The organism is Enterocloster sp. HCN-30185 (assembly GCF_037890305.1).
Lineage (GTDB): Bacteria > Bacillota > Clostridia > Lachnospirales > Lachnospiraceae > Enterocloster.
In genome coordinates this window covers 51,895-73,058 of the sequence record NZ_JBBKBT010000002.1, presented here as the reverse complement: position 1 = coordinate 73,058, position 21,164 = coordinate 51,895, and the positions used below count along the sequence as shown (strand labels likewise).

Below are 21,164 nucleotides of genomic sequence, written 5' to 3'. Positions count from 1 at the left end.
CAATAATAGTATACGTCTTTTTCGGAGAATAATCAACCAGCTTTCGGCTCCGGCCGGATTCCCATATATGGAAGAATATTTTTAAATAATTCTCCGATCACGGGAGCCGCAATGGTTCCTCCGTAATAGATTCCCTGGGGTTCGTCAATGGTGATCAGGGCCATTACCCTGGGATCGTCCGCCGGGGCAAAGCCAAGAAAAGAGGAAATATATTTTTTGAGGCTTCTTGGAAGTTTCTCTGAGGTAGCTGTCTTTCCTCCAATGCGGAACCCCTCTAACGCCGCCCGTTTGCCGCTTCCCTCTGCCACAACCTGTTCTAATACATACCGCATGGAAGCGCTGGTCTCAGAAGACAGGATCTGCTTTCCCTGAGGATAAGAAAGTTCCTTTACAGCACCTCCATCCGAGCGGATCACCCTTACGCCAAAATGAGGCGTAACCCGGCGTCCGCCGTTTACAATGGAAGCCGCTGTCGTAATAAGCTGAATGGGTGTGATCTGAAAGGACTGTCCGAAGGATACGGTAGCTAATTCCACAGCACCCATTTTCTCCTTTTTATGCATGATCGTGGCTGCCTCTCCCGGAAGATCGATCCCTGTTTTTCCCTTAAGACCAAACTGGGTAAAATACTTATAGTACCGGTCCACTCCCAGCCGCTGTCCCACATCAATAAACACAGGATTGCAGGAATTCATTGCTCCCTGAAGAAAAGTTTCTGTTCCATGGCCTCCTGCCTTATGGCACCGGATCCTCCGGTCTTCCACTACGCGAAAGCCCGGACAGCTGAAGGTATCCTCAAGCGTTACTGTCCCCGCCTCCAGACCGGCTGCCGCTGTGATGATCTTAAAGGTAGAGCCCGGCTCATATGTATCATTGATGCAGGTATTTCTCCACATGGCATTCAGCCGGTCCTGGAGCCCCATGGTCTGCGACCGGGCCGCCGCCTCTTCCTTAAGGCTCTGGCTTTTTAAATTCTGATCCGGCGTAAAAGGATCATTTAAGTCAAATTCCGGCGCATTGACCATTGCAAGAAGCTCGCCGTTCCGGGGATCCATCACGATCACAGAAACTTTTTTCGCATTTTTTTGTTCCATAACCTGATAGGCAAGCTGCTGGGCGTACAGCTGGATATTTACGTCCAGGCTGATCTGAAGATCATTTCCCGCCACCGGTTCGATCCTGTCTTCTGCTGCTTTGTCAAGCTCCACTCCCCTTGCATCTGTCAGCGTAAGAATCACTCCGTTTTTTCCCTTTAAATACTTTTCATACATAACCTCCAGGCCGATAATCCCCTGATTGTCTCCTCCAGTAAAGCCCAAAACCTTGGAAGCCAGACTGCCCATGGGATAATACCGTTTATAGTCCTCATCCACTTTTACTCCATCCAGCTTTAATGCCCGTATCTTATCTCCGGTTTCCTTATCCACATTTGTCTTTATGATCTCCCTGGAACTGCGTTTTTCTACCTTTTTTCGGACCGGCTCCTCTGAAAGCTCCAATATGCTGCAAAGGGAGCGGATCACCTCTTCCCGATCCGTGACCTGATTATAGATCACGGAAATAGTACAAACCGTCCTGTTATCTGCGATCACATTTCCCCCTGCATCCAGAATCCGTCCTCTGGCCGCCTTGATGGTACGCTCTCTTTCATGAAGATCCCGGGCCATCTCACCATAGTGATCCGCCCGGACCAGCATAAGAAAACCAAGCCGCCCTAAAAGTCCGGTCATCGCTACAGCAATGAGCAGGCCCAGGACGGCTATGTTTTTTCTATGCTTTGTCAAATTTGGATTCATTTGATAACTTCCCCATCCGCCATTGATATTAAATATACGGATTCCCGGGGGATTTTATTCCCATCAGGCTTCAGAGGAAGCTTTTGTTTCACCAGCAGTGCCTTCCAGGTCTTCCTTCTCTTCTGACTGGCTCTCTTTCTTTTCCTTCCATCCATCCGATGTTTCCTCTAACGACAGGGAAGGTGCATTTGGATCTGCCGGTACCCCATCGGGAAGGCCGCTTTCATAGCCGTCTCCTATGGTTTCGTCTGTTTCATATACCTTTTCTGTTTCCTGTGTTTCAGTCTCCGGCTCTGTTTCTTCGCCTTCCGATCCGGAAGGCTCATTGATACCCTCGTCCGCCGCCGTATCGCCAGCCTGTTCCTCCTCAGCGCCCGCTTCAGGAAATACATTCATATATGGAAGGGCCTCTGCCATAATTTTGGCGAAAATGCCGCTGGCAAAGGAGCTGTGAGCCTGCTGGGGACCCGGAGGATAATTGGGTACATCCACCACAACATAGACAAAAAGCTGCGGATCCTCTGCAGGAGCAAAGCCTGCGAAAGACAACAGATAATTTTTAGCCGAACGTGGCTGCTTTTCTGCGGTTCCCGTCTTTCCTCCAACGTGATAACCCGCTACTTTTGCAGCTCCTCCCGTACCATTTTCCACGGTCTGAAACATGGCCTCTTTCAGAAATTCCGAAGTGGAAGAGGATACGGTCTCACGAACCAGAACCGGATCCTTTGTCTCTACCACGGAACCCTGCTCATTCATGATCTGGCGCATAACATGGGGCTCATAATAGGAGCCTCCATTGATGACAGAACAGAGTGCGGCAGCCATCTGGATCATGGTACAGTTGTAATTCTGTCCGAAGGCATTGGTGGCAAGCTCCGTCGGCCCCATATTTTCCGCGCTGTAGATCAGGCCTGCGCCATCCGCCTCACCGGGAAGATCTACTCCTGTTTTCTGCCCCATTCCAAAAATGGCCTGGTACTTTGTGAAAATATCCTTTCCCATCATGGCGCCGATCCGCATCATAGCTACATTGCAGGACTGCATGATGGACTCCTGAAGGCTTAAGGAGCCATGGCCGCCTTTTACATAAGCCGTACACTTAATGGGCCAGCCGCCCACATTTAAAAGACCTTCACAGTCAAAATATTCATTTCCTTTTAAAACGCCTTCCTCCAGTCCTGACGCTACAGTAAGGATCTTGGACGGAGAACCGGGTTCATAGGTATCACTGACACAGAAATTTCTCCAGATCTGGTTCCAGACCACCTGACGTCCATAGGAGATCACATCCTCCCGTTTCGTATCCGCGATCATCTGCTCCTGGGTCAGGGTTGTATCCGGATGCTCCCTTTTGTATACAGAAACCGCATCCTTTTTCCCAAGCTCATAAAGCTGGTCATCACTATAGCCCTCGATCTTTCTGGGGTCATTCAGATCAAATTTATTGCTGGTTGCCATTCCCAGGATCTCTCCGTTTTTGGGATTCATGGCAATGGCAGCCGTCACATGGCTTCCCACAGTAGTCTGCCATTCATCAATATACTTCTGGAGGATGTTCTGGATATTCAGATCAATGGTGGAAACAACGGTTTTTCCGTTTGTCGGCTCTTTTAACACGCCTTCCAGATTATTTTCCTCATCCAGATAGCCGTATTCACGGCCGTTTACTCCCATCAGATCTTCATTGTAAAACTGCTCGATCCCGCCCGTTCCCACCGTGCCGTCCGCACTGGAAAAACCGATCACACTGCAGGCGGCTGAACCGTAGGGATATACTCTCCGGTACTGATCCTCAAACCACACACCCATGATCCTTAAGCGTGACTGGCTCTCATCCTCACTTGCATAATAGGCGGCATTGCGCTCTTTGCGCATGGTTTCAAAGGCTACCTTCTGATCATAGCTTAACTGTTTGCCCTTTTTATAAGGAACATATGCCCGGTCGCTCTTTTCCTGGATCAGGCTGCGGATTTCCCCGGAATCAAAACCGAAGCAGTCCACCAGAGCCTGAATGGTCGGCTCTAAATAGTATTCCGGCTTTTTCATGATCTGCTGGGGATCCAGGATCAGGTTATACACCTTTTCACTGGTAGCAAGCAGCGTTCCATTGCGGTCTACAATATCCCCCCGTCTGTACGAAAGGATCCGGCTGGAAAATTCCTGCTGCCTCTGGCTTAAAACGATCTTGCTGTACTGATCGTTATTTTCCTTTATAATTCCATACAATACCCATATAAGTGCAAATAAAGCCAGCGTGATCACGATTGCCGTGATTGCCAGCTTCCCCCTCATATGCTCTGTAAATACTCTTTTAGAATGGCCGCTTTTCGATCCCCTTTTACGGCCCTCAGACCGATCCCCATAAGGGGACGGCCTAGTGTTCCGGGATGTCTTCATACTGTCTTACATACTCGCTTTCTGTCTTATCATATAAGAGCACCTGATCTCTCCTGGCATAAACCATGCCCAGCTCCTTGGTTGCAATCTCATAGATTTTATTCAGATCAATGCTGCTGTTGATGCTGGTTTCCAGCGCGTCATTTTCCGTTTTCATTTTCTCAAGCTGCGCTTCCAGATGTTCAATATTGTGCATTCTGGCTGTAATTCCGGACTGCAGGTGCAGATAGCTGACACAAATATATAATGTACAAATACAGGCAGCTGCCAAAAGAAATACATAGGGCAGATCCATAGCCATGGCTCTCTCCCGGTTACGGCGCAGCTGCTGATTTTGATGCAGCCCTGTCTTTTTCCGTCTGACCGGAGCTTTTCTTTCCGGTCTGTACTCCGGTTCCAGCTTTGGTGCGGCTGTACCCCCGATATAAGCCATATCACGGGTATTTCTTCTGTTGTACGCCCCACTTCTGCCTGTGGGTCTTCCCATTCTCTGGGCCATGGCTGATTCCTCCCTTCATAATCTTCTGTCCTGCCTGATTTTCTTCTCACTCTCCCCGTTCAAACACTCTCAGCTTCGCACTCTTTGAGCGGCTGTTTTCCTCCAATTCCTCCTCTGAAGGAAGGATGGGCTTTCGCGTAATCACCCTGCCCATGCTTTTCCTTCCGCAGACACAGACCGGAAAATCGGGAGGGCAGATACAGGGATCCTCATTGATCCTGAACCGGCTCTTCACGATACGGTCTTCCAGAGAATGGAATGTAATAATACTGAGTCTTCCTCCTGGATTTAACAGTCTTATCATACCGTCGATGGACTCCTCCAGCACATCCAGCTCATGATTCAGCTCAATGCGGATAGCCTGAAAGGTTCTCTTGGCAGGATGACCGCCTGTGGCTCTCACCTTGGCGGGAATGGCTGCCTTTATGATCTCGCACAGTTCTCCTGTAGTGGCAACCGGCTTTTCCTGCCGTGCCTTTACGATATGCTTTGCAATGTTTTTGGCAAAGCGGTCTTCTCCGTAATCACGGATAATGCGGAACAGCTCCATCTCGCTGTATCCATTTACAATATCAGCGGCTGTCTCTTCCTTTCTCTGATCCATCCGCATATCAAGAGGCGCGTCCTCTCTGTATGTAAATCCCCTGGAAGCTGTATCTAACTGGTAGGAAGAAACTCCCAAATCCAGATAGATTCCGTCCACTCGCGGGATATCCAGTTCCTTTAAAACATCAGCCATGCTGCGGTAATTGCTCCTGACAATGGTAACCTTGTCCTTAAATGGAGCCAGACGGCGTCCCGCCGCCTCAATAGCGTCCGCATCCTGATCGATCCCAATAAGCCGGCCGCTTCCTAAACGCTTGCATACCTCGTATGCATGGCCGCCTCCGCCCAGTGTGCCGTCTACATAAATGCCCCCCGGCTTTATATTCAGGCTGCCCACTGTTTCATATAACAGTACGGACTTATGTACAAATCCATGTTCCTCCATCAAATACCCAAGCCTTCCATATGTTCTGCGATTTCTTCCATATCATCAAAGGTATTGGCCTCAGCCCATTTATCCTTATTCCAGATTTCAATGCGGCTTCCAACACCTACAAGCACGGCATCCTTTTCGATGCCTGCAAATTCCCGTAAAACAGAGGGCAGCAGGATCCTTCCCTGTCTGTCCACTTCACAGGTGGCAGCGCTTCCTAAAAGAAAACGTGAAAATTTACGTCCGGCAGCATTGGTAAGAGGCAGGGAGCGAAGCTTCTCTTCAAGAGCGGTCCATTCTGAATGATCATACACAAAAAGGCAGTTATCGAGTCCCTTCGTGATCACGAACTCCTCCCCTAACTGCTCCCTAAACCGCGACGGAACGATCAGACGTCCCTTTGCGTCAACTGTATGATTGTATTCACCCATGAACATAGCTCATCACCTGCTGTACATCCCATGGCAAATCAGCGCGGCCGGAGGAAAATCCCAAATCCCCCGTTCATCCACGCAACAACCATCCTCTACCACTTTGCACCACTTTCTACCACTTGTACGTCCATAATAGTACAGAAACTGGGAATTGGCAAGAAGTTTTTACGTTTTTCTTTCAAAAAAGAGAAGGAATTTTCTGGAAAAAATGAGAGACAGACAACGGCTTTCGCCTCCTGTCTGCCTCTTTTGATCCATATATGGATTTTATATTTCTTTTTTGCTTAATTTTTTATAATGATAGGTCAAAGCTCCCACTGCCGCTCCCACCAAAGCAGCGGAAAGAAGCTGCGACACAGCCAGAGCGGTTCCCGGAACCTTCAGCTGATCTGTCCGCAGGCCCTCGATCCAGAAACGTCCCACGCCGTAGCCCAAAAAGTAGATCCAGAGCATTTCCCCGTCAAAACGCTTGCGTTTTCTGTACCATAGCATAAAGAGAAGGACGCTCAGATTCCACACCGATTCGTATAAAAAGGTGGGATGTACCTGGATATAGGATATCCCATTTTCCACAATCCTGTGGTCGATCAGCTCCTGTGAGATCATGGACGGGTTTACGATGCTTTCCTTAATGCGCATGGCAAACAGACTGTCTGTATATCCTCCAAAGGCCTCGCAGTTAAAGAAATTCCCCCACCGGCCGATAATCTGTCCTGTCAGCAGTCCTAAAACTCCCGTATCTGCCATGGAGAAAAAGGACTGATGGCGTACTTTGGTAAATACAATAAGCGTAATTACCGCACCAATCACTCCGCCGTAGATTGCCAGACCTCCTGCCCGGAGATTAAAGATCTGAAGAAGATCATTTTTATAGTTGTCCCACTCAAAGGCCACATAGTAAAGTCTGGCCCCTATAATGGAAAACACAATGGCGTAAAGGGCAAAATCCAGATAGAGATCCGGATCCTGTCCTCTGCGCTTTGCATCTGAAAATGCCACCGCCATGCCGGCTAACATCCCAAGCCCGATGATGACCCCGTAAAAAGCAATCCGAAATCCAAAAACGGAAATGCTGTTTGGCAGGTGGGTAAAGGTGATCCCAAGGTTTACAAAGCTGAGATCTGCTCCAATTGCTTCCATATTATATACTTCCTTCCCGGCAGAGCTACAAGTCTGTATTTTTTCTGCCCTCTGATGTCATATTCTGTCCGTACCCCTTATACATCCAGACAGCTTCCCCCGATAAATTCCCGAAGAATGGAATTTTTCGGTATATCCTCACTGCTGACCCCGATAAAATAATCCAGAAATTTCAGCAGCCGTTTTGCTTCCACATACTCATCACAGTCTCTTGGGATTCCAAAAAGCAGCGGCTCCACATACTGCTTTAATACTGCCAGTTCATAGATAAGAGCGGAGTTAAACATGGCATCCGCCTCCTCCTGATAGGGGAAAATGTTCTGTTCCTCTCCTCTGCGAACAGAAGGCCACATACGGATGGTTTCTCTGGCAGAAGAGCCCCGTGTCCTGGCATCCCGGACCATGCGGCGGATCAGCCGCCCGTCCGTGGTAGGAATCCGGTTGTGCTCGTCAATATTTAACTGGGTTAATGCACTGATATAAATCTTAAATTTGCTTTCTCTCGGAAGCGCATAGGACAGCTCGTCATTGAGGCAGTGGATGCCCTCGATCACAAGGATATCGTCCTTTCCCAGCTGCAGAAAATCACCCTTATACTCCCGTATGCCCTTTTTGAAATTATAATACGGAAGTTCTACCCGTTCTCCTGCCATTAGAGCCGTCATATCCCGGTTAAACTGCTCTACATCCAGGCATTTAATGCTCTCATAGTCATAATTTCCCTCCGCATCCCTTGGACTGTCTGCCCGGTTTACAAAGTAATTGTCTACCGCAATGGGATGGGGACGCAGCCCGGCAGCCTCAAGCTGAATAGACAAACGATGGGAAAAGGTGGTCTTTCCAGAAGAGGACGGGCCTGCGATCATAACAAATTTCGCAGTTTTCTTCTCCGCGATCTGCGCCGCGATCTCCGCGATCTTCTTTTCCTGAAGCGCCTCCTGAATTAAAATCAGATGAGCCATCCCTCCTGCGGCGATGGTATCATTTAAAGCTCCTACGGTCTCCAGATCCGTTCCCCTGCCCCACCGGGCGGACTCGGCCAGCGTAGCAAACAGCTTATCCTGGGGTACAAACTCAGGCAGTTCTTTTGGTTTTCCCATTGTCGGAAGAAGGAGGACAAAGCCATACTGATACCGCTTTAAATCAAAATATTTCAGATATCCCGTATCCGGCACCATATACCCGTAATAGTAATCCTCAAAGCCGTCAATGCTGTACATGTTCACACGGGAGACACGGCGGTAACGGAACAGCCGCTCTTTATCATACATATGATGATCGTGAAACAGCTCGATCGCATCATCCGTGGATACGCTGCGCTTTTGGATGGGAATTTTCCGATTTACATATTCTTCCATTTTTGCCTTTACCTGCTCCAAAAAACCATCGTCCACAGTAAATGCGCCTCTTGCCTCTACGAAAAAACCCTTTCCTACGGAAAAATCCACGATCACCTTTTCCACCCGTTCTGCCCCGGCCACTGCATAGAGGGCCTTTAGCATCAGCAGGGTAGCGCTGCGCTGATAGGCAGACATTCCCGGCTTTTTCTCTGCAGTGATAAAGCGCAGACTGCCGTCCCTGACGGTCTTGTGAAGTTCCTGGAGCTTTCCACCAATCTGTACCAGCAAAATATCATGTTCAAAACCACTCTGATACTCTTCTGCCACCTGCGCCCAGGTCGTTCCCTGAGGATATTCTCTTATGTCTGTTCCAATTTTCACCCGTACCATATGCTTACCTCCCCACTTCTGATTTTCTGCTGCCGCTATAAGCAGCTGCCGCTTTCCTATAAAAGAACGGACGGCCAGGCCGGCTCTGCCAGAACAAGCGCTGCCTCACCTTTTAGTTTTTCCCGCAGAACCTCAGCCATATGCTGGATAAAAATATGCTCCAGCCCGTAATGGCCTCCGTCAATGACGGCAAGTCCCCTGGCTGCCGCGTCAATTCCCGGATGATGGCCGATATCACCGGTGATCAAAACATCGGCTCCTGCCAAAACCGCCTGCTCAATAACGCTTGATCCTGAGCCGGGACAGAGAGCTGCCCTTTTCACTTCCTTGTCCATCAGTCCCGGCCCGTAAACCAGCACAAAAGGAAGATCAAAAGCTTTCTTTACCTTCTCCGCCAGACCGTTCACCGTCATAGGCTCATAAAGGCTGCCCACAGCCCCGATCCCGTAGGGGACGGATGTTCCATTTTCTTTCATCTCCCCCATACACTCTAAAGGACGTATTTCCCTTATATCCAGCCGCTCTGCTGCCAGAGCTGCCATTCCCTCAGGCGCGGCGTCAAAATTTGTATGCATGGCATACAGGGAAATATCTGCCTGGATCAGCCGCACCAGCCGCCTTGTAATAAAATTCTGGTCATTTACCTTCTTAACAGGACGGAAAATAAGGGGATGATGGGTAAGAAGAAGATCCGCCTTTTCACGAATGGCTGCATCTACAACCTCATCCGTGGCATCCAGGGCAATGTATATCTTTTTTACCTCCTTATCGCTTCTTCCCGCTAACAGACCGGGATTATCCCAGTCGCAGGCGCAGCTTTCCGGAGCCGTTTCCTGTAATATCTTTATGATGTCACTGCACTTCATATTCTGCCTCCCTGATCTGTGATAATTCTTCTAAAAGGGACTGTCTGGCTTTTTCCTGCCCTTTTGTAAGCTCCCCTTCCTCTTTTGCGGAAAGCGATGCAAGGATTGCCAAAACCCGTTCCTCCTCTTTTTTTAAATATTCTTTTAAAACGGGTTCCTTCTGTTCAAGAAGGTATTTTCCATAGCGGTATTCAATGGTCCTGTTATAAACCATAGCTCCCCGCACCACGCTCATAACCGTATAGTATTTTCCTTCCTCCCGGAGCATGGCCTCTTTTTCAATGAGAAACCCCTCTTCTGAAAGGAAGCGGCGTACCTTTTCAAGATCTGACTGAGGCGAAAGGATAAAACGCCGGATCGTGCTCCATAGATGCCTTCCCTCCTGCAGAATCTTTATCTCCAATTCGCCTCCCATTCCGGCGATGATCACCGTGTCTGCCTCTTGGGGCTTTAACTCTTTTAATCCGTCGCTTAAACGGGTGCTTATAGGGATATCTGAAATTCCCGCCTCCTTTATGTGAGCCTCCGCCCGTTCCAGAGGGCCTGTCCGCACATCCATGGCAAGGGCGCTTTTTATGCGGCCTTCTTTTGCCAGACAGATGGGAACAAAGCCGTGGTCCGTACCGATGTCTGCGATCCGGCTGTCCTGGGGCACAAAGGAAGCCACCAGCTTCAGGCGCTCAGACAGACGGGGAACAAAATTTGCTGTATGATTCGTCATATTCATTTTCCTGTTCGTGTAATAATTTTTATGCGCTAATCCAGAGAAATGCTGATCTGCTTTAAGGCAGCCTGCTGCTTTATGATCTCCTGCAGCTGGGCAATATCCTTTGCATTGCGGCTGGCCGTGTCAAGACTGTGTCTGCGCACCTTTAAAACCGTTTCTGAAAAAGCTTTTTTCTGCTCCTCATTGCTTAAAGACTCCTTCAGGCTGGCGTTAAAAAGAGCCGCCACCTCCCGGTACTGATCGTCATCATTGATAAAACGGCTGAGGATCGCAGCCGGATTTAAACTGCCCTGCTCATGGCCTTCAAAGACCATCACCGCCACCTGATGATACAGCTCTTCCACAAAATCATCTGCGGTTATAACTCCGCGGATCTTATCAAACAGAGCCGGATCCTCGATCAGCCAGGTTAAAAGCAGACGCTGGGAGCGGCGTATACCGTCTTCTCTTTCCGGACGGCGGCGGGATTTCGTTCCATCCCCGTTCCCTGTCCGGCCTTCAGATGCACCTTTAAAGGAAGCCCCTTCATCCGGTGCAGTTTCTCTGTAGCCACGTCCTCCCGCGTCCTCTCGGTAGCTGTCACCTGCCTTTAATCCAAGCTGCATACCCATGCGGTTTACCAGCTGGCGCAGCTCATCCTCTTTAATCATATGCTCTCTGGCTACTGCCTGAAGATAATTTTCCCGCTCTAAGGGTTCCCCGAACTGGAGCAGCTTTCTGGCTGTTTCCTGATAAAACTTCGTTTTCTGCTCCGGATCATCCAGCGCATACTGCCGTTTCAGCACATCAATCTCAAACAGAAAGCTGTTTTTTGCCTCCAAAATCCGCTTTCTGAACGCATCCGGCCCCATCTGTTTGATAAATTCATCTGGATCCTTACAGGGGCTCATATTTAAAATTCTGGCTGAAAGCCCTGCTTCCCTGAGAATAGGGATGGCTCTTAAGGCTGCTTTTACACCGGCTCCATCGCTGTCATAGGTTAAGATCACCTGATCCGTATACCGCTTCAAAATCCCCGCATGCTGACTGGTAAAGGCAGTCCCAAGAGAGGCCACTACATTGGTAAAACCGGCCTGATGCAAAGAGATCACATCCAGATAACCCTCGCAGATCAGCATAAACTTCTCCCTGGTGGTTCTGGCATAATTTAAGCCGTAAAGGCTGCGGCTTTTATCAAAGAGCCTGGTTTCCGGAGAGTTTAGATACTTTGGCTCCCCTTCTCCCATCACACGGCCTCCAAAGCCGATCACACGGTTATTTACATCCATAATGGGAAACATGACACGGTTCCAGAACTTGTCCCTGCCGCCGCGTTCTTCTACGGTCACAAGGCCTGTTTCCTTTAAAAAGCTGTCCTCATAGCCCTTTTCCCTTAAAAACCGGTACAGGTCATCACTGGTCTTATTGGAATAGCCCAAACCAAAGCGCAGGATGGTCTCATCCGTAAGCCCGCGCTTTTCCTTAAAATACTCATATCCGGCCTTTCCCTGGGGCTGCTTCAACTGATAATAAAAATAATTGGCAGCCAGCTTGTTTACCTCAAGGAGCCTGGAGCGAAACTCTGCCTGTTCTCTGGCCTCTTTGCTGTACTCCATCTTGGGGAGACTGACCCCGGCCCGGTCTGCCAGAGCGGTAAGCGCCTCCTGAAAAGTATAGTTTTCGTATTCCATCACAAAGGTAAGCACATTTCCGCCCGCCCCGCAGCCAAAGCAGTAGTACATCTGCTTGCCCGGAGAAACGGAAAAGGAAGGCGATTTTTCATTGTGAAACGGGCACAGGCCGAAATAGTTAGCTCCTTTTTTCTGCAGTTTTACATATCCTGAGATCACATCCACGATGTCATTTTTCATTCTCACTTCTTCTATGACTTCATCCGGATAGTACATGCATCTTCTCCCTTCCGACTTGTTTTAGTATACATTCCACCGTTTAGGCACAAACAGCGCCTCAAACCGGTCAATGGCATAAATGTCACTCATTCCCGCAATATAGTCGCAGACCACCCGGGACTTTTTCTCCCCATTTACCATTAAAAGAATATACTCCATGGGAAGACGGTCCGCATGCTTCATATAATATTCATACAGTCTGGCGATCATCTCCTGGGCCTTGCTTTCTTCTGCCTTTGGAATGTCATCTCTATATACATGTTCAAACATCCACCGGCGCAGGCCCTTCATCGCCTCCTCCATATCTGAAGACATGATAATCTGAGGCTGATCCATACTGTTTAAAATAAGATCCCGTATCATACGGTTCAACCGTTCCCGCACACTGTTTCCAAGAACATCCGTATACTCCTTTGGGAGCTCCTCTTCTGCAAACATACGGGCACGGATCGCATCATCAATATCGTGATTGATATAGGCAATCTTATCCGACAGCCGGACAATGGCACCCTCCAGCGTGGATGGATGGCCTGCGGTCCGGTGATTTAAAATCCCGTCCCGGACTTCCCAGGTTAAATTAAGACCCTTTCCATCTTTTTCCAGAACCTCTACGATGCGGACGCTCTGTTCGTAATGGGTAAAGCCATCCTCGCAGATCTGATCTAAAACAGCTTCTCCCGAATGTCCAAAGGGCGTATGGCCCAGATCGTGTCCTAAGGCAATGGCCTCTGTGAGGCTTTCATTCAGACGCAGAGACTTGGCAATGGTTCTGGCAATCTGGGATACCTCCAGAGTATGCGTCAGCCGGGTGCGGTAATGATCTCCCTCCGGCGCCAAAAACACCTGGGTTTTATGCTTCAGCCTGCGGAATGCCTTACAGTGGAGGATCCGATCCCTGTCTCTCTGATACTCCGGCCGTATATCACAGAGCGGTTCTGCATGATCCCTTCCCCTCGTCCGGGAAGAAAAGGAAGCATATGGACTTAAGGTCTGTTCCTCCAGGGCCTCTAATGACTCTCTAACATTCATTCCGCACCTCTTTTCTCTTATATCTGCCTGATCTGTAAACAAAAGCACCGGCTGCGTCTTTTTGCAGTCGATGCTCTTATTATATCACAAATGTATTTGAATGAACAGCGCGGCTTTTCCCCTACATCTGCCTGTCCGGCACTACCGCTGCCTTGATCACATGATCTTTGCGGTTTTCAAACACATCATAGGCAGCGTCAATCTCTGACAGAGCAAACCGGTGTGTAATTAATGGTGTGGTATCAATCTTCCCCTCCCGGATCAGCGAAAGAATTTCCTCACAGTCACAGCCATCTACGCCGCCGGTTTTAAAGGTCAGATTTTTCCCATACATTTCAGGAAGAGGCAATACCTGAGGCTTGTCATAGAGAGCCACTATTGTTACAACTCCATTGGGGCGGGCACACTCCCAGGCCATGCGGAAGGTATCCTCTGTCCCTGCTACCTCCAGAACCACATCGGCCCCTCCATGGCGGCTTTCTCTCTTTACCGCTTCCCGGATCTGCTCTGGAGAAAGGATAATTACCTCTGGATAATGCTCCTTTATAAAACGGCGTCTGTCTTCATCCTGTTCACAGAGCAGAATCTTTTCCGGCTTCTTTAACATCACGCACAGCAGGGTACAGATGCCTGTGGGGCCGCCGCCAATGATCAGCACGGTGTCTTCTTCTGTAATTTCTGATATTCTGGCTGCCCAGAAGCCGGTCGCCAGCACATCCCCCACAAAAAGAGCCTGCTCATCACTGACCTCATCCGGAATTTTATTTAATCCCTGATCCGCATAGGGAACACACACATATTCTGCCTGCCCGCCGTCGATCCGGCATCCCAGGGCCCAGCCGCCGTTTGGATCGGTACAGTTGTTTACATATCCGTTTTGACAGAAAAAACAGGTTCCGCAAAACGTTTCCACATTTACCGTTACCCTGTCTCCCGGCTTTACCTTGGTTACATCTTTTCCTGTTTCTTCCACGATTCCCACCATCTCATGGCCCACTGTAATTCCCGGAACTGCCCGGGGTACAGAACCGTGCTTGATATGAAGATCACTGCTGCAGATGCTGGACATGGTAACACGCACAATCGCATCTCTTGCATCTGAAAGTTTTGGAACCGGTTTGTCAAGAAGTTTAAATTTTCCCTTTTCCACATAGGTATACGCAAGCATGAAACGACCTCCTGATATTTTGAAATAACTGCCTTCATTTTACCATACTGCCTGTGCTTTCGCAATCAGGAAGCCCTTGGGTTCCTGTATTCATCTGCCTGTAAACTCCGGTTTAAACGTTCAATGCTTCTGCCAGGGCCAGTATGGTAAGAGACTGTCCATATGCCATAGGAGCAATCAGGATATTTTTGTAATGTTCTGCATCCATCCCCATTCCTGTGCCTCCGGACACTTCAAGAACCGTTCCGTCTGAATCAATACGGTCTAAAATTCCCCGAATGGCCTTTACAGCGCATGGAAGATAGGAATCATCCAGTATGCCGCAGCGGATCCCCTTGAGAATCCCCGCTGTAATCGCTGCAGTACCTGAGGTTTCCACATAGCTGTCCGGGGCTGTGAGAACCGTATGCCACAGTCCGGTTTTGGGATCCTGAAGCTCCTTAAGCTTCTCCACCTGAGCCTTATAGGTATCTATGATAAATGTTTTTAAGCCTGCATTCATAGTACCCTCAAACATATCAATGTAATCCAGGATTCCCAGGGTAAACCAGCTGTTTCCCCGGCACCAGAATATGCCTCCGAAATTATTCCTTTCGTTAAAAGTCCAGCCATGATAAAAAAGGCCCGTTTTCCGATCACACAGATATTTGATATGCATCAGCACCTGGTGGATGGATTCATCAATCCAATCCTTACGGCCATACTTCTGTCCCATACGGTTCAAAAAGAGAACCGTCATAAACAGCGTATCGATCCACATCTCATTTTCATTTAATCTTACACCCTGACGATCTCCATTTGCACTGGTCACATGCTGAAATCCGCCTTCTTTCGTCCTTGGCAGACAATTCATCAGCCAGTCTGCCCACTTTAAGCAAAGGGCCTCAAATTCGGGATTTTTACACTCCTCATTAAACTCTGCCAGAGTCAGAAGCGGAGTGGTTGTATTGATATTTTTAGAGGGAAGCCCCTGACGGATATTGTCTTCAAACCAGTGATATAAAAAGTCCGTATACTCTTTATTTTTCTTTATTTTCATGATTTTCAACAGGCCGTAAAGCCCGACTCCCTGAGGCCAGTCCCACTCATGGATGCCGAAATCCCTACGGAAAAATCCAATCTTTTCACCGCCTGCCTCCAAATCCGCTTCATCCTCCGGTCCTCCCAGATGCATCAGCTTTTCAATGACCAAATTTAACTTCTGTTCTAATTCTTTCTGATCGATCCCCTTCATTTTTCCTCCATCCAATCCGGTATGCCTTTTCAAAAATAAGAACACCACTGGATTTTTTCATTCTCATATTATATAATTTTAACCGTTGAAAGGATATTGATCGCATGGAAAAAGTGACTTATTACGGAGAAACAGACGGTATTTCCCTGGAACAAATGGTTCGGTCTGGAACCTTTAATATGCGTGTAAAGCATTTCCATCCCCAGTATGAGATTTTTTATATCGTCGAGGGGGAACGGATCTTCTTTTTTAATAACAGAGAGTACCAGGCAGGAGCCGGGGATCTGATTCTTGTCAATTCCAATCTGATCCATATGACCCGCTCTGCAAACAGCTTTGACCAGGGGCATAACCGGATCATCCTCTATATTTCCCGGGAGAAAATGAAGTCCTATGAAGCTTTGTTTCCCTCTCTGCACCTGACCCGTTTTTTTGATGATTACTACGGCATCTACCACCTGGATGAGGAACAGAAACGGCTGATTTTATCTCTCTTTCAAAGCATCCGCCACAGTCTTTTAGACCGCTCCCATGATTACCGCACAGGCATTGATCTGGATATTTTATCCTGGCTTTTTAAGATCATAAAATTCGTCCAAAAGAAGCATCAGGAGCTTCCCCTCCAGTCTGACGATCCCAAATATCTGGCTGTCTACCGCATCGCAGATTATCTCTCTGAAAACTGCGAACGGCCCGTTTCTCTGGATGAACTCTGTACGGAATTTTATCTCAGTAAATCCTATATCTGCAGGATATTTAAAGAGGTCACCGGGTATACCGTCAGCGAATATACCAACATTCACCGCATCCGCAAAGCCAAGCGTTATCTGGAAGAAACGGATCTGAGCATATCCGAGCTCTCCCACCTGCTGGGCTTTGAAAGCGTGACCTATTTTGAACGGATGTTCAAACGCTATACCTCTCTGTCACCCTTAAAATACCGAAAAAATCCCGACAGTCCGGCTCCCTGACAGAAAGCCTCCCATCCCCAGCGCATCATTTCACCATTCCATGCTCTCAGCAGACAGGCTAGAAATGCCTGTCTGCCGGTAACAGCTACAATGTATCACAGACATAGGACAGATTCTTCTTCCGGATTGACATATTTTTCTCTTTTTCAAACTATATTGTACCCGCAGAGTCGGATGGAGAAATCGTGCTTACATCCTCCAGGCTGATTTCTTTGCAATATTTCATAAAAATTTCCGGCTGAGTTTGAAACTCCTGGCAGCCAAAACGAATCCTGCGAAATACAATCCCCCGGATCTCATACCCCTCTTCGTCAAAACCCTCCAGCTCAATGACCCTGCATGGCTGGTACTCCCTGTCCTTACCCATATATCTTCCCAAAATATCCGTATCCTCAAAGAGGCATTTTTCAAATACCGGAGGCACAGGGCGCCTCTTTTTTTCGTTCCCTTTATCTCAAGCCCATAGAGCGAATTTCCAAGATCGCAGTCCCATATAACCACATCCTCAATTCCTCCCGACATCTCGCTTCCCATGGTAATTCCATGGCCATAGGCACAGATACAGTCAAAAATCCTGATATGGGAGCAGGGGCGTCCGATCTCATTTCCTTCCGGGTTTTTTCCCGATTTAATCGCCACTGAATCATCTCCCGTATAAAAGGTGCAGGCAAATATGGTACATCCTGATGAGGAATCCGGATCCCAGCCATCCCCGTTCCAGATATCTTCCGAGCGGAATATGCAGTGGTCGGTAACAATCTGTTCCGAATATATCATATGTACGTTCCATCCGGGTCCATTTTGGAGAGTAAGCCCTGTAATCCTTACATTTTTTGCATTGCATATCTGGATCGGGCGTCCTCTGGCGCGCCCCGGTATGGTATTTGCATTTTCACATTCCAGCACCTTATCTCCCAGAGAATGGATATATTCCTTCAGCCGTTCCCGTTCCGCCGCCATCATGCGCTCTGCCAGAAGCCGGCCGCCGCCGGATATGGTTCCTTTTCCGCGGATCAAAACATCCTCACTGGTACATCCCGCCCGATGGTCCATCACGCCCAGATTTAAAAGACTCTGATAACACTCCCTCTCTGTGCCTTCAAAACGGCTTGGAATCCTGGGAAGGTAATCCTCAGGATTACTGCTTCCCTGAAGAACAGCTCCCTCCTCCAGATAAAGCTCCATATGATCATGGAGCGTCAGGGCCCCTGTCAAAAAGGTTCCTGCGGGGACATAAACCATCTCATCCTCTTTGCAGTCCTCTATGGCCTGTTGTATGGCTGCTGTATTTAACGCCTTTCCATCGCCCTTTGCCAGATAGGGAGCCTGGGTAATGTCAATCCGGCGTTTTCTTTTCGGGGTACGTACCGTACAGCTGCTTTCCCAGATCAGTTCTTCTTTGGGTTCCCCGTTCTTTTCTGTCCTTTTAATCCCTCTAATGTTCCATGTGTTTTCTCTGTTTCTGCCGCCTGTGTTCCATTCAGATAAATCCGATACCGCAGTCCCTGTTCTCCTGCCATTTTTTCCCAGTATACGGTAATGGCTTCCTCCGTTGCTTCTATATGCAGACGTTTATTTTCCATCGGTTTTATTTTCCATCGGTTTCATTTTCCTCCCATCTTTCCTTCATCCGCTCATACAGTTCCTCATGCGTCAGATGGTTTTCCATATTTAAAATCAGGACTACTCTCTTATTTTCTTCTGTATCCGAAAATTCCCTCTGCCACTGATAAAAATGAGGCCCGTCTCCCAAAACTCTGAAATATCCCATCAGGGTCTGCGCGACCCAGCTGCTCTGCTTGATATCGGCCTGGCACTCATTTTCATAAAAGCCATGCCATTTTCCATGCTCTCTGGCCCGCATCCTCCCATCTGTATTCCGGTATGATTCCGCCGCCTTTCCTGCATGGTAAAAACCTCCCAGGTTATCTCCGCCAAAACCGCACAGCAGGCTTTTGCATATCTCCAGAGCACCCTCATAGCAGCCATGTAAAATATCCGCCTGCAAAAGCAGAGAATCTTCAAACAGCCTGCGGGCCCGTCCGGAGAGCCCAAGGGCGGTTTTTTTGCACGCTTCCAGATAGCGTCCATACGAACGGACTGCCTGTCTGCACAGAGCCTCGTACCACCTCACCTGCTCTTTTAAGGTATCCGCTCTGAAAGCCCACAAAAATGCCTGCGCACAGCTGTTTTTATCCTGTATAAACTGTGTCATAAGGATCCTCGGTACATGATTGGCAAACTGTTCTCCTGCCCGGTCATCCTCATTTGGCCCGTATTTGACAGCACAGCCGGAAAACTCCAGATAACGGGCCGCAATTTCAGCAGCTCCCTTTTCACCAAAATAGCGGGCCGCATACCCCTTTGCCCAGTCCTCTGACAGTGTTCCTGTTTTCCAAAGCTGTGCGATCTCATCCAGTATAAATACATGGGGCTTTACATTGGAGCAGTTGATCAGCCAGTAGTCGTCAGCCCCCTGCTCCAGCACCTGCTTTAACTCCTTTTCCACAAACTCCGGCGAATTGGGCAGCATCGTCAGCTGGGCGGCAGCCTGAAGGTCATAAAAAGATGCATGGTAATATATACCGTGTTTTTTTTCGCTGTTTTTTTCCGGAAGGGCCAAAATCCTGGGATTGTGGTTTCCCTGCCTGCGGGAAACCATTTTTCCAAATCCATTGTCCGCCCATATATGGATCACATCCTCCGGGAGCTGCAGATATCCCTTCTTATACAGCTCCATCGTTTCACCGTAGAGATTCGTACAGCACAGCGCCTGAGGATTTTCCTTTTTTACCATTTCATACTGTATCCGGATCAGGCGGCTCATCAGCTCTCCCCTGGCTTCATCCGTATCATACCGGGGATCCGATTCCCAGAAGGGGCAGTCCCCCTGGCCCCGGAATCCCAGATTCCATACCACATTCATATCCTTCTGTTCTTTCACAGCCTTCTCCCACAGCGTATAAAATTTGTCGCTGTGCTCCGCAAAGGAGGCATTCAGAGCCGGATAGGCACGGGCAAACATCTCTGCCCCTAAAGGCTCCGCATGATGATGCGTAATCGCCAGTCCCATGTCAGAGGCCAGTTTTCTGTAGCGGTGTGCATTCCTGTCTGTGCCCGGGATCACCATATTTCCCCCCAGACGCAGCAGGGCTTCAAACACCATGCGCCAGGGCTCTGCCGGATCCCGGTTTACCTTCCATGTATGTAAAAGAACCTCATCATTTACAAACCAGCCTCTCAGTTTTACCCGAAAGGGCTCTGATCTTTTATAGAACCCATCCGGGATCTCTGCAAAGGGCTTCGTTTCAAATGCCTGGTCATTCCAGAACCAGAAGGGCTGTATGCCCAAAAAGCTGCGGCTTATTTCATAAATACCGTATACAAAGCCAAGAGGAGATCCGGCCTTCAAAAGAAACTCCCCCTTCTTTAATTCCAGCTCCCACATCTCAGGAGGGAGTTCTGCATTTACAAGGCGGATGGGGGTACCGTTTACGCCTCCCCTCATCATCTGATCCTCTCCCGGACACAGAACACGGCTCATATCCCGCTTTAAATTTTCAACCGCAAGACACACTGCCAGATTGCCCTGATCGAAATATATCCTTGAATCCAGTGTTATTTTTTCCATCTTTCTTTCCTTCTTCTTTCTATCTGACAATCCGGGCCTGCCTTCACAAACGGAAAGCAGGCCCTGCCTTTTACTTTTATTCTGATAATGTTTCCTTTACGCCGTCAACCAGTTCTTTTGCCGCCTGTGCAGCGTCACATTCTCCTGCTGACAGCTTTCCGAATACTTTTTCATAAACGCCATCCGGAGATGCCATCAAATTGCTGGAATCAAACTTGGGATCCAGCGGGAATTTGGAGTAATTCAGCACAGCCTTATTTGCTTCCAGCACCCTGGGATCGCCCAGTCCCTTCTCCATCACATGGTTTGCCCCTGCTTCAGTGTAGCCGGACAAGAATTTTGGCAAAAAAAGACAAGATAAATGACAAAAATTTTGCCATCTATCTTGTCTTAAATCTTTTCTATTTTGGGTTTATAGTTTCTTTTCAATGATGATTTTTTCACCATCAAAACTTATCGTAATTTCTCTGTCATCTGGAGAAATCCCCATCTGTTTAATCCAACTGATGGGGATTGTAACTCTAGTTGTGTATCCTCCTTGACTACTCGTCCCACCTGATTTATTAAATATTACCTTAGCGTCTCTTACTTCCATCAGTTTCCCCTCTTGCGGCAAGAATCCATAACCATGTAACAACATTGGCAATAATGCTTACCAGTAATGCAATACTATT

The 21,164-nt window shown here is 48.4% G+C and carries 19 protein-coding genes; 1 reads left to right on the top strand and 18 read right to left on the bottom strand.

All coding sequences use genetic code 11. The annotated features are described in order from the left end of the window. Window positions 1–32: 32 nt before the first annotated feature. From WKT10_RS02660 to WKT10_RS02600, 13 genes are all read right to left on the bottom strand, one after another. On the bottom strand, window positions 33–1,796 hold the full coding sequence (locus WKT10_RS02660; RefSeq protein ID WP_066547338.1) for a peptidoglycan D,D-transpeptidase FtsI family protein: 1,764 nt from the start codon (window positions 1,794–1,796) through the stop codon (window positions 33–35). A gap of 63 nt (window positions 1,797–1,859) precedes the next feature. Further along, window positions 1,860–4,193, bottom strand: a complete 2,334-nt coding sequence (locus WKT10_RS02655; RefSeq protein WP_331467901.1) for a peptidoglycan D,D-transpeptidase FtsI family protein — start codon at window positions 4,191–4,193, stop codon at window positions 1,860–1,862. Next, window positions 4,171–4,692 (bottom strand): cell division protein FtsL, encoded by a 522-nt coding sequence (locus tag WKT10_RS02650; RefSeq protein ID WP_066547336.1) that lies wholly within the window; start codon window positions 4,690–4,692, stop codon window positions 4,171–4,173. The genes WKT10_RS02655 and WKT10_RS02650 overlap by 23 nt, the downstream gene beginning before the upstream one ends. A gap of 46 nt (window positions 4,693–4,738) precedes the next feature. Beyond that, entirely contained in the window at window positions 4,739–5,683 is a 945-nt protein-coding gene (gene rsmH, locus WKT10_RS02645; RefSeq protein WP_317439302.1) for a 16S rRNA (cytosine(1402)-N(4))-methyltransferase RsmH, read from the bottom strand. Continuing rightward, window positions 5,683–6,108 (bottom strand): division/cell wall cluster transcriptional repressor MraZ, encoded by a 426-nt coding sequence (gene mraZ / locus WKT10_RS02640; protein WP_066547322.1) that lies wholly within the window; start codon window positions 6,106–6,108, stop codon window positions 5,683–5,685. Before mraZ ends, rsmH begins: the two co-directional genes overlap by 1 nt. Window positions 6,109–6,372: 264 nt before the next feature. Next, a complete protein-coding gene (gene lgt, locus WKT10_RS02635) occupies window positions 6,373–7,245 on the bottom strand; it encodes a prolipoprotein diacylglyceryl transferase (RefSeq protein ID WP_340275295.1) in 873 nt (290 codons plus the stop codon). Between the two features lie 77 nt (window positions 7,246–7,322). Continuing rightward, window positions 7,323–8,975, bottom strand: a complete 1,653-nt coding sequence (locus tag WKT10_RS02630) for a nucleoside kinase (RefSeq protein WP_340275293.1) — start codon at window positions 8,973–8,975, stop codon at window positions 7,323–7,325. A 56-nt stretch (window positions 8,976–9,031) separates the two neighbouring features. After that, a complete protein-coding gene (locus WKT10_RS02625; protein ID WP_066547308.1) occupies window positions 9,032–9,841 on the bottom strand; it encodes a Nif3-like dinuclear metal center hexameric protein in 810 nt (269 codons plus the stop codon). After that, window positions 9,828–10,562, bottom strand: a complete 735-nt coding sequence (locus tag WKT10_RS02620; RefSeq protein ID WP_066547306.1) for a tRNA (adenine(22)-N(1))-methyltransferase — start codon at window positions 10,560–10,562, stop codon at window positions 9,828–9,830. The genes WKT10_RS02625 and WKT10_RS02620 overlap by 14 nt, the downstream gene beginning before the upstream one ends. Window positions 10,563–10,597: 35 nt before the next feature. Continuing rightward, window positions 10,598–12,454, bottom strand: coding sequence for a DNA primase (gene dnaG, locus WKT10_RS02615; protein WP_340275288.1), 1,857 nt, complete (start codon window positions 12,452–12,454; stop codon window positions 10,598–10,600). Between the two features lie 24 nt (window positions 12,455–12,478). After that, a complete protein-coding gene (locus WKT10_RS02610) occupies window positions 12,479–13,486 on the bottom strand; it encodes a deoxyguanosinetriphosphate triphosphohydrolase (RefSeq protein ID WP_340275285.1) in 1,008 nt (335 codons plus the stop codon). A gap of 121 nt (window positions 13,487–13,607) precedes the next feature. Then, window positions 13,608–14,654 (bottom strand): alcohol dehydrogenase, encoded by a 1,047-nt coding sequence (locus WKT10_RS02605; RefSeq protein WP_340275283.1) that lies wholly within the window; start codon window positions 14,652–14,654, stop codon window positions 13,608–13,610. Window positions 14,655–14,766: 112 nt separating this feature from the next. After that, window positions 14,767–15,888 (bottom strand): glycoside hydrolase family 88/105 protein, encoded by a 1,122-nt coding sequence (locus WKT10_RS02600; RefSeq protein ID WP_340275281.1) that lies wholly within the window; start codon window positions 15,886–15,888, stop codon window positions 14,767–14,769. Between the two features lie 104 nt (window positions 15,889–15,992). On the opposite strand from WKT10_RS02600, the gene WKT10_RS02595 reads away from it, so the two are divergent. Then, complete coding sequence (locus tag WKT10_RS02595; protein ID WP_340275278.1) at window positions 15,993–16,859, top strand: helix-turn-helix domain-containing protein; 867 nt, start codon at window positions 15,993–15,995, stop codon at window positions 16,857–16,859. 222 nt (window positions 16,860–17,081) lie between these two features. Here the strand turns inward: WKT10_RS02595 and WKT10_RS02590 are convergent, their stop codons facing one another. The 5 genes from WKT10_RS02590 to WKT10_RS02570 all read right to left on the bottom strand — a co-directional run bounded on the left by WKT10_RS02590 (window position 17,082) and on the right by WKT10_RS02570 (window position 21,085). Continuing rightward, window positions 17,082–18,101, bottom strand: a complete 1,020-nt coding sequence (locus tag WKT10_RS02590) for a glycoside hydrolase family 28 protein (RefSeq protein ID WP_417046144.1) — start codon at window positions 18,099–18,101, stop codon at window positions 17,082–17,084. A 146-nt stretch (window positions 18,102–18,247) separates the two neighbouring features. Then, a complete protein-coding gene (locus WKT10_RS02585; protein WP_317439833.1) occupies window positions 18,248–18,442 on the bottom strand; it encodes a hypothetical protein in 195 nt (64 codons plus the stop codon). A 5-nt stretch (window positions 18,443–18,447) separates the two neighbouring features. Beyond that, a complete protein-coding gene (locus WKT10_RS02580; protein ID WP_340275275.1) occupies window positions 18,448–20,490 on the bottom strand; it encodes a glycosyl hydrolase 115 family protein in 2,043 nt (680 codons plus the stop codon). A gap of 76 nt (window positions 20,491–20,566) precedes the next feature. Beyond that, a complete protein-coding gene (locus WKT10_RS02575) occupies window positions 20,567–20,791 on the bottom strand; it encodes a hypothetical protein (RefSeq protein ID WP_340275273.1) in 225 nt (74 codons plus the stop codon). A 111-nt stretch (window positions 20,792–20,902) separates the two neighbouring features. Continuing rightward, entirely contained in the window at window positions 20,903–21,085 is a 183-nt protein-coding gene (locus WKT10_RS02570; protein ID WP_178302905.1) for an AbrB/MazE/SpoVT family DNA-binding domain-containing protein, read from the bottom strand. Window positions 21,086–21,164: the final 79 nt, after the last annotated feature.